Origin of the sequence: Methanobrevibacter sp. 87.7 (genome assembly GCF_002208625.1) — an archaeon.
Lineage (GTDB): Archaea > Methanobacteriota > Methanobacteria > Methanobacteriales > Methanobacteriaceae > Methanarmilla.
In genome coordinates this window covers 1-7,286 of record NZ_MRCT01000098.1, presented here as the reverse complement: position 1 = coordinate 7,286, position 7,286 = coordinate 1, and the positions used below count along the sequence as shown (strand labels likewise).

Here is a 7,286-nt window from a genome sequence, read left to right as displayed (position 1 = left end):
TAGATAAATAGAATAAAAAAGTTCCTAAAAATAAATAGATAAAAAAAATAGCTAAAAAATAGAATAAAAAAGTTCCTAAAAATAAATAAGAAAAGTAGAAAATCAAATTTTGATTGTAGAAATACGTGGTTCTACAAAACAACAAGGCCTTGCAGAAACTATTCTTACACCACTTGCTCTTTGAGGTCCAATATTTAAAAATGTTCCAAGAACAGTAGTATGAGCTTTAAGACCCATAGGACCAATATTCAATTTATTTAATTCATTAGTAATATAATTTTCAGTTTCAGATTGAGAATTAAGATTACCATAAACCATTGCTTTTAACATTAAATGACTTGCTTCATAATGACTTCTACCAATACCAATTGCAGGAATAGCTGGTGTACAACCTAACATTTTAAGTGAATCACTAAGCCATGAAATAGTTTCATTAATTACAACATTAGCATCATGCTTATGAAATACTCTAAATGTTTTAGATCTTATTTCAGGACCACCACCTAATAATAAAAGATGTATATGTATCTCATCTTCTAAATCTTCTGTATAATCATTTCGTGTACTATCAAAAGAATCTATTGAAAAAGGTGCAGTAAGCATCATTGAAGGATCATCATATAAACCTTTACTTTGATCTAATTTTTCTAAACCTTCACCTTTTACTGCCATAGGTCGACCAGGTAATTCTTTTAATCCTAATTTAATACCTTCTTTAATATCTACTAAAAAGTTTTTAGGAATTTCACGATTTTTACCTAATTCTATTAAAACATGAGGAATTCCAGTATCATCACATAAAGGAAGTCTTCGTGAATTTGCAATTTCTGCATTTTTTAACATTAATTTTAATGCCCATACAGCATTATTATTAGCTAAATTTTCTTCAGTTTTAATAGCTTGTTTAAATTTATTAATTCTATCTTCACTATATTGAGTACTAGCTTTTATAATACCTTCTTTTATTTCATTAACAAGAGACATTTTAATAACCTAAAAACAATTATATTTTCCTATAAACACAATAAATACTTTAGAAATCATTATTTTACAAAACACAATACAAAACTAAAATACCTTAAAAAAATCACTATTTTACAAAACACAATACAAACTACATCATATAAAATAAATAAAATCAAGATAATTATTTAAAATTATAATAATTTATAAAAAATAATTATTATAGCCTAAAATAATATAAAAACCACAATATGAAAAATTAAATTTAAGTTAAAATAAAATAAAAAATCTTAAAAATAAAATTAATATTAAAAAAACATCATTTTTAACTATTGACATATATATGAAATAGATAAAAAACCATGTTTTTTAAGATTTTTAAAATTTTATAAAAAATTAAATTTCAGGAATTGCTAAATCTTTAGATCCTTGTGGAGAAATTATTGCATCAGGATAATATTTATCAATAACCCTATTTACAAGACTTACTTGTTTTACTCTTTTTACTGCATCTTTTTCTGTAGTATCCCAGGAATGTGTTTTAGCAACAGATCCTCCCGTTTTAAGATAAATTGGTCCTGCAGATTTAATCATCTGTGGAACCTCATAATGACGTATAAATCCTCCAGAAGATTTTGGATTTTCAGTATGTACATCTAATGGAATATTTATAGCAGAACGTATACTTGCTAACATAGGAATTTGTAAATCTCTAACAGGATTTAATGAATTAAGTCCAATACTTTCAAAAAGTTTTGCACTAGCAGGATTTGAAACACCTGCATGAGCAGATAATTTAAAATGAGTGTTTTTTGGAATTTCCCCAGTTCTCTCATTTTAGATAATACATATAATAATCCTTCATCATATAAAAGAATTCCACGTACACCAAACTCAACTGCTCTTTTAACATCTTCAATTGCATAAACTAAATTATCAAAACCTCTAAGTCTATAAGCAATACGAGATCCTTCTTTTGTATTTGCAGTTGCACTAGTATCATAAACTGCCCTTGGACCTACAGCAAGAAATAGCTCAATTTCAGCAGAATTTGCTAAATCAACCATTTCTTTAATATCATTATCTGAAAGTAACATTATACCTTTAGTTTGAGTTACTCTATGAATAAACATATCATTTTCTTTACATGTTCTAATAACTGTCTCTAATGAATTAATAGATTGAATTCCTGGAATTTCTAACCTATATTGACCACCATCATTAAACCGTTTATTAGAAACATAATTTGCATCTTGACTTGTAATTCCTAATGTTTTTAAAAAATTTTTAGTATCATCCATCATAGAAATCATCTAATCTTAATAATTCAATTATTCAAATTAATAATCATAATAAGATATTTAAAAGCTCATTAAATTATCCAAATTAATAATCATAATTTAATAACATATTTAAAAGTTCATTCATTTCAGAAGATTCAATATAATCAATTGCATTTAATTTTTTAATAGGATATCTTGGATTAAGCTTTCTGAACTTATCAATAACTTCCCCTGGTTTTACAGGATTACGTTTATTTCCTTTAGGGAAAATAGTAGTATGTTCAAATACTCCTCCTCTAAATTTTTCATTTAATTTAACTTTAACATTTGCAGGACGTGTTCCTGCTTCAAGATTATCAAATTCTTTCTTATCATGAATATGAATTTTATCTACAAGAATCTTAATATCATGTACTTTATCATCATCAACATCATCAATATCTTTAAATAAACCATCTTGAATAAGGAAATTTACTTTTGTAAGTCCTACTTCCCCACAAACTATTGCAATAGCTACAGCATATGGTAAAGATTGTCTTAATTCCTCAGCATTAATTGGATTATAATTATCATGTTCAGATGCAGTTTTATAAGTATAAATATCAATAGCATCAATTGCAGTATAATCCTTTTTAATAATATTATTTAAATATAAACTAGATTCAATTGAAGAATGAATATGTCTACAGAAAGGATATAATTTAAAGTAAATATCCTCAATTTGAAATTCATCAGTTAATTTAAAAAGATTCCTATCAATTTTATTCTTATTAACTTCTTTAAGAGATTTATCAGAACGTATATCTCCAATTGCCCTAGCTTTTAAAAAACCTTCATCACCATCAATAATTGATTCTGCACCAGTAAAACCATTATATGCTAAGAATGCAGATAAAATTCCATTAGATGCAGCATTACCAGAATGGAATGCTTTAGCCATTGTTCCTTGATGATCAGATTCTAAAAGTCCTGCAGATTGAGTACCACATAAACCTAAACATTGAATAGTTTGATAATAATTAAGTCCAAGAATTTTACTTGCAACAGTACCTGCAACAAATGTTCCTATAGTACCTGTGGAATGGAATCCCTGATTTCTATGATTAGGATTAGCAATACTACCAAGAACTATTCCAACTTCATATCCTGCAACAATAGCTTCTATAAATTGTTTACCATTAACAGCTAGTTTATTACATAATGCAATTGCAGTAGAAAATGCAACAGTACCTAAATGAACTCTAGCAACATCATGACCATCGTCTAAATCTAAAACATGTGATGCTGTACCTAAAAACATAGCTTCACCAAGCATATTATCAGAATAAGAATGATTAATAAGATCAACAGATTTTTTCAAAATTTGAGGAGCAATTTCATTTCTTCCCCTTAAATAAACTCCAATATAATCAATAAGACATAATTCTGCTTGTTGAATAGCATCTTTACTAATGTTTTCATATTTTAAATTAACAATAAAATCCGCAAATTTTTTAACTATCATAAAAACACACTAAAAAATAAATTCAGTAAAATATGAATAAAATTAAAATTTTAAATTGTAATAATTATATTTAAATTTCATAATATATATTATTTATAAAACATTTAAACAATTAAAATAAATGATTTCTAAAAAAAAAAATTAATTATAAATAAATATTTTAAAATTAAAAATAAATGAATACTAACAAAACACCTACTAGACAATGCCACAAATCAAAAATAAATGAATACTAACAAAACACCTACTAAACAATACCTAAAATGGATTACAGTTAAAACACCAATCAATAATAAAGCAAAATACCTAAAATAAATTAATATTAACACTTATTATCTAGAATAATTAAATCAAATTATTTTTAATAATTCTTCCATCACGAATAACCATTTCAATATTATCACTATCAGATAAATATTCAATATTATCTAATGGATTTTTATCAGTTAAAATTAAATCAGCATCTTTACCTTTAGTAATAGAACCAATTTTATTATCAACGTCTAAAAATTCTGCAGCTTTAATTGTTCCTGCAGCAATAGCTTCTTTTTCACTCATTCCAATATCACAAAGACATTTAAGTTCTTTTAAATTTAAACCATGATCAATTACACCAGAATCAGTACCCATAAGAATATTAACTCCTTCCTCATAAGCCATTTTTATATTTTCTTCATGAACTTTAACAACATCTCTTAATTTATTAATATTATCTTTATTTACTCTATAAGAATCATTTGGATTTTTATAAAGCTCTTTATGAACAATAAGTGTTGGAACAATTGAAATGTTATTTTCTTTAACTTCTTTTGCAGTTTCTTTATCAATAAAAGTAGCATGTTCAATTGAAGATACACCTGCAGCAATACAATTTTTCATTCCAGAAATAGAATGACAATGAGCAGCAACTTTAGCTCCATGAGATGAAGCTTCATCAACAATTGTTTTTAATTCTTCAATATTAAATTGAGGATATTGAGGAAAACCATTAGCACTTAATATTCCACCAGAAGCCATAACTTTAATAAAATCTGCACGTGCACCGAAACATTCTCTTACCATTTTTAGAGCATTATCTTTACCATCACCAATACATCTAGGCATTCCTGGATAAGATATTCTCATATCATGACCAGAATTTTCTGTATAATCAAAATGACCTCTTGTAATACATAATGGACATACAGAAATAAATAATTTAGGCATTGGAAATCTAAATAAGTTGGATTCATTTTTAAAACCAATATCTGCTAAACCACAATCACGTACTGTAGTAACTCCTGCATAAATTGTATCTTTAGCATTTTGAAGACCATTATAAAAGTAAGTAGATAAAGGATTCCTCATATTATCTTCATAATGAAAACCATTAGCCATTAAATGACTATGCATGTCAATAAATCCTGGAAGAAGAAATTTACCTTCACCATCAATAATTTTAGTATTATCAGATACAGAAATATTCCTACCAATATCTTTTATAATACCCTCTTCAATTAGAATAGAGGCATCCATAGGTTCATCATAAGTTGAATCAATAATAATTATATTTTTGATTAAAATTCTATCCATTTAAAACACCTAAATTAACATTAAATTAGTATTATTTAACAATATTAATATTATTTTCTATTAATAATAAATAAATCATTAAAAACTTAAAATAGTAAAATCATAAAAAAATAATTAAAATGAACTAATAAAAAACCGAGAAAATTAAATTAAATAATAAAAGACTTAAAAAAGAAAAAATAAATCAAATAAAATTAGAATAAAAAAAATAAAACAACAAACCACAAAAAAAAAAGAAAATAAAAAAAAAAAAAAAAATAAAAATAGAAAAAAATCAGATAGCCCCAGTACCCATTAATACAAGTTGAGCAATAACTGCAGAACCAATGTAAGTACCAGTAATTACGAAACAAGTAACAATTGCTCCCTTATATCCGAGTTTTTTAAATTGATCCCAATCTCTTCCAATTGAAACACCAACATAAGCAAGAAATACAGTAACAATAGATACAAGATCTACATTTTTAATATATGGTACTATATAACCTGAAAATGGTGACCATGGCATTGCAAGGAGAATACCAATTATACTTACATAAATAATTGATGAAATATGTCGTGGAACAACTCTTTCTAATATAACAGAAACAAGAGACATTGCAGATAATAATAACATTCCAATAAATGCCATTTTAAATGAATTATGAGTATGAATAGTATTTCCAACAGAAACAATGAAAGAAAATATTAATAATAATATAATCCAGTCAAAAACTCTTTTATAAGAGATTTTTGAAATCTCTTTACTCTGATTTACTTTTTTCATATCAGAAGCATCATAATTTTTTTCATCTGTAGATACAGAAGTATTTCTACCGATCTTAGGTTCTAACCATTTATATAATTTCTCAGTAAGTGGTAATCCTACAAATAAAGTAAGATATAAACCAAAACAAAATGAAATTAAATTTGAAAATCCTGCAAATGCTTCCATATTTTCAGCCATACCTGGAAATATTGCTAAAAGTGGAGCAATTGCTGCTGCATTCATACTTGCACTACCAATACCACTCGCCATAGCAAGAGCATAAGGATGTAATGGAAGAGCAGTAGATAAACTTGCAAGTAAACTAATAAAAACTGTACCAATTACAGTTCCAATAATAAAAATAGTTAATACACCACGAGTTTCTGGAGATTTAAATCCATATTTATCCATTATAATACCTAAGTTAGGTTCACGGCATATAGAACTTGTCATACCAATACTTTCTCTTTTAAAACCAAGTAAAAGTGCAATAGGTAAAGCAAAGAAAATAGTACCTAAATTACCAAATTCTTGTAACACAATAGCAGGACCTACAGTAATTAAAATATTTAATGCTTGACCACTTGAAACTGCAAGTTTTGCAAGAATTGGTGTCATAAATAACATCATAAGTCCTTCAGCAACTTTTGATTCATGATCACCAATAAAAGTAAATGGTTTTATAAGATATAAACCTAAACCCATAATCATAGCATAGAGTAAAGGCATAATAACAACACTTATAGTAGAAGTAAGATAAATCCTTTGCATTCCAATTAATTCTGAAATAATAACAATAAAAAGAATGATAATATGTAATTTATACTCTTTCCATGGTGCTTTTTTCTTCTTTTTTGTACTCTTATATTCATTCATGAAATAACCTTAAAAAATATTAAAAACCCCATATTAATAATTCAATAAGAAATAATTCAATATAGTTTAAAATAAATTTGTATTTTTTAATTTATAAACTAAACGATTTTAGGAAGAAAAATTCACATATTAGGAAATAAAAACGATATAAGTCTTAAAAAAAGAATAAAAATTCCCAAAAAGTGAATAGATAAAAAAATTAAGCAAATTTAAGTAAAAAACCTAAAATTAAAAATAAAAAAATAAAAATAAAAATATTAAATTAAAATAAATTAATTAAATGAATAAAATAATAACAATACTTAAAATAATTAAAAACAGATATTAAAAAATTTTATAA

Annotated in this window: 4 protein-coding genes and 1 pseudogene; all 5 read right to left on the bottom strand. The window is 25.5% G+C overall.

Annotation, left to right across the window (positions count from 1 at the left end):
• Nucleotides 1–102: 102 nt before the first annotated feature.
• The 5 genes and pseudogenes from BGI41_RS05700 to BGI41_RS05680 all read right to left on the bottom strand — a co-directional run bounded on the left by BGI41_RS05700 (nt 103) and on the right by BGI41_RS05680 (nt 6,946).
• Complete coding sequence (locus tag BGI41_RS05700; RefSeq protein WP_088539392.1) at nt 103–984, bottom strand: fumarate hydratase; 882 nt, start codon at nt 982–984, stop codon at nt 103–105.
• A gap of 375 nt (nt 985–1,359) precedes the next feature.
• Nucleotides 1,360–2,264 (bottom strand): annotated as a pseudogene (locus BGI41_RS05695) (peptidase).
• A gap of 85 nt (nt 2,265–2,349) precedes the next feature.
• Nucleotides 2,350–3,750, bottom strand: a complete 1,401-nt coding sequence (locus tag BGI41_RS05690; RefSeq protein ID WP_088539390.1) for an MmgE/PrpD family protein — start codon at nt 3,748–3,750, stop codon at nt 2,350–2,352.
• Nucleotides 3,751–4,095: 345 nt separating this feature from the next.
• Entirely contained in the window at nt 4,096–5,322 is a 1,227-nt protein-coding gene (locus BGI41_RS05685) for an amidohydrolase family protein (protein WP_088539388.1), read from the bottom strand.
• 274 nt (nt 5,323–5,596) lie between these two features.
• Nucleotides 5,597–6,946: a DUF3100 domain-containing protein gene (locus BGI41_RS05680; RefSeq protein WP_088539386.1), complete on the bottom strand. Its 1,350-nt coding sequence runs from the start codon at nt 6,944–6,946 to the stop codon at nt 5,597–5,599.
• Between the last annotated feature and the right edge of the window lie 340 nt (nt 6,947–7,286).

What these genes read in the sequence shown, in the direction of transcription:
- BGI41_RS05700 (WP_088539392.1), bottom strand. Translation starts at nt 984, where the DNA reads ATGTCTCTTGTTAATGAAATAAAAGAAGGTATTATAAAAGCTAGTACT.
- BGI41_RS05690 (WP_088539390.1), bottom strand. Translation starts at nt 3,750, where the DNA reads ATGATAGTTAAAAAATTTGCGGATTTTATTGTTAATTTAAAATATGAA.
- BGI41_RS05685 (WP_088539388.1), bottom strand. Translation starts at nt 5,322, where the DNA reads ATGGATAGAATTTTAATCAAAAATATAATTATTATTGATTCAACTTAT.
- BGI41_RS05680 (WP_088539386.1), bottom strand. Translation starts at nt 6,946, where the DNA reads ATGAATGAATATAAGAGTACAAAAAAGAAGAAAAAAGCACCATGGAAA.